General features: G+C 65.2%; 2 protein-coding genes. Both read right to left on the reverse strand.

The window, feature by feature from the left end; all coding sequences use genetic code 11:
- A partial coding sequence (locus tag ACTMO_RS0100005) for an APC family permease (RefSeq protein WP_026448711.1) occupies positions 1–755 on the reverse strand: 755 nt, incomplete at its 3' end.
- A gap of 287 nt (positions 756–1,042) precedes the next feature.
- Positions 1,043–2,517 (reverse strand): APC family permease (locus tag ACTMO_RS19930; RefSeq protein ID WP_051098998.1); only part of this gene is annotated, 1,475 nt, incomplete at its 5' end.

The following is a 2,517-nucleotide window of genomic DNA, read 5'->3' on the forward strand; positions in this document are numbered from 1 at the left end:
AGGGCGAAGGGGACGTTGCGCTGGGGGTTGTTGGTCTCACCGGCGAACTCCACCCCGTTGCGGAAGCCCAGGTAGGAGAACGCCACTCCCGCCGCCGGGATGGCGGTGAACACGGTGCCGATTCCCTCCGGGGCGAAACCGCCGAACTCGGTGAGGTTGCCCGGCTGGAAGGAGACCGCGAAGAACACGATGACGACCAGCACGATCACCGCGAGCTTCCACCAGACCAGGATGTTGTTCAGCCGGGCGAACAGCCGCACCCCCAGGGCGTTGATGGTGCTGTACAGCGCCATCAACGCGATCGCGATCAGCCATCCGTAGCCACTGACCAGGTACTCCCCTTCCACGGGAGTCATCAGCCATTCCGCGTAGGGGTAGGCGTACTGCATGGTGGCCAGGACCTCGATGGGAGTGACCGCCGCCGCGGCCAGCCAACTGATCCATCCCGCGCTGAAGCTGGCGAAGGAGCCGAAGGAGTAGTGGGGGAAGCGGATGATGCCGCCGACCACGGGGAACATCACCGAGAGTTCGGCGTAGGCGAAGCCGATCAGCATGATCATGATCGCGCCGATGATCCAGGACAGGATCGCTGCCGGACCGGCGATCTGCGAGGCGTACAGGGCGCCGAACAGCCATCCGGAGCCGATGATCGCGCCCACCCCGGTGAACAACAGGCTGATCTTGTTGACGTCCCTGCGCACGCCGTGATCAAGCTGCACCTTGGCCTGGGTAGGTGGCGCAGTTGATGTCGCCATCTATGAGCCCTTTCCGTACCTGTGTGAGGTCGATAACTACTGTGAGCGTGGACTCTCTAGGATTCGGGCAGGCTAGTCAACACGAAACGGTTAACCTTTTAAGTATTTGAGTAACATTTTGTATACAGACTTGTGCTGCGAGTTCCCGCGAGTCCCCAGCCCACGGACGGTCAGCTTCTGAGGCCGGTTTTGACGGGCGGAGCCCGCGAGGAAGGTCTCCCGTCGAGAGGGCTCGGTTTCCCACGGAGTGGAACGCGCCGGAGTCCACCGCTACGGCGGAGCGAGAATCAGCCCGCGGTCGTCGGCGCGTCGGTGGGGGTCTTCTCGATGTGGGCGACGGCGCGGTGGGCGGGCAGCCGCACGGCCATGGCGTAGTAGTAGATCGCCAGACTCCACACCGCGATGAGCACCGCGCCCAGTCCCACACCGATCGGGCCGTCCCCACCGGAGAGGACGATCCCCGCCTCGGCGGGCTGGTTGGGGGTCACCTCACCGAAGTAGCTCAGCACGAGCATCCCGAGCAGCCACACGGGAAACCACGAGCCGGAGCGGAAGTCGATCGGCGGAGTGGTGTGCGGGCCGAACACGTTGTAGAGCACGAAGACCACGTAGCCGACCAGCAGCCCGATCAGCATCTTCTCGTTGATCGACCAGGTCGACCAGAACACCAGCAGGTTCGAGGCGAAGAACGCCAGCAGCGGGATGGTGTCCCCGCCGGGCAGCCGGAACGGGCGGGGCTGGTCGGGCAGCTGCCGCCGCAACGCCCCGACCACCAGACATCCCGGGGCGAAGGAGACGGCGAAGGCCGAGGTGATGAAGCCGATGAACTTCGACCAGGCCGGGAAGGGCAGGAAGAAGAGGCAGCCCACCACGAACATCAACAGCACCGAGACCCAGGGCACCCCTCGGCGGTTGAGCCTGGTCAGCACCTGGGGGGCGTTGTCGTTGCGGGCGTTGGCGTAGGACAGCCGGGTGGTCACCCCCGCGTAGATCAACCCGGTGTCGGCGGGCGAGACGATCGCGTCCACCCGCAGCAGCCAGGCGAGCCAGACGACGTTGAGCAGCAGCGCCAGCCCGGCCAGCGGCCCGGCGCTCTCGGCGAAGGAGAGGTTCTCCCAGCCCTGACCCAGCAGGTTCTGTGGCAGGCCGGTGACGAAGGCGACCTGCAACAGCACGTAGATGACCGCCGTGATGATCACCGAACCGATCAGGGCGAAGGGGACGTTGCGCTGGGGGTTGTTGGTCTCACCGGCGAACTCCACCCCGTTGCGGAAGCCCAGGTAGGAGAACGCCACTCCCGCCGCCGGGATGGCGGTGAACACGGTGCCGATTCCCTCCGGGGCGAAACCGCCGAACTCGGTGAGGTTGCCCGGCTGGAAGGAGACCGCGAAGAACACGATGACGACCAGCACGATCACCGCGAGCTTCCACCAGACCAGGATGTTGTTCAGCCGGGCGAACAGCCGCACCCCCAGGGCGTTGATGGTGCTGTACAGCGCCATCAACGCGATCGCGATCAGCCATCCGTAGCCACTGACCAGGTACTCCCCTTCCACGGGAGTCATCAGCCATTCCGCGTAGGGGTAGGCGTACTGCATGGTGGCCAGGACCTCGATGGGAGTGACCGCCGCCGCGGCCAGCCAACTGATCCATCCCGCGCTGAAGCTGGCGAAGGAGCCGAAGGAGTAGTGGGGGAAGCGGATGATGCCGCCGACCACGGGGAACATCACCGAGAGTTCGGCGTAGGCGAAGCCGATGAACA

It is taken from the genome of Actinopolyspora mortivallis DSM 44261, from assembly GCF_000384035.1.
Taxonomy (GTDB): Bacteria; Actinomycetota; Actinomycetes; order Mycobacteriales; family Pseudonocardiaceae; genus Actinopolyspora; species Actinopolyspora mortivallis.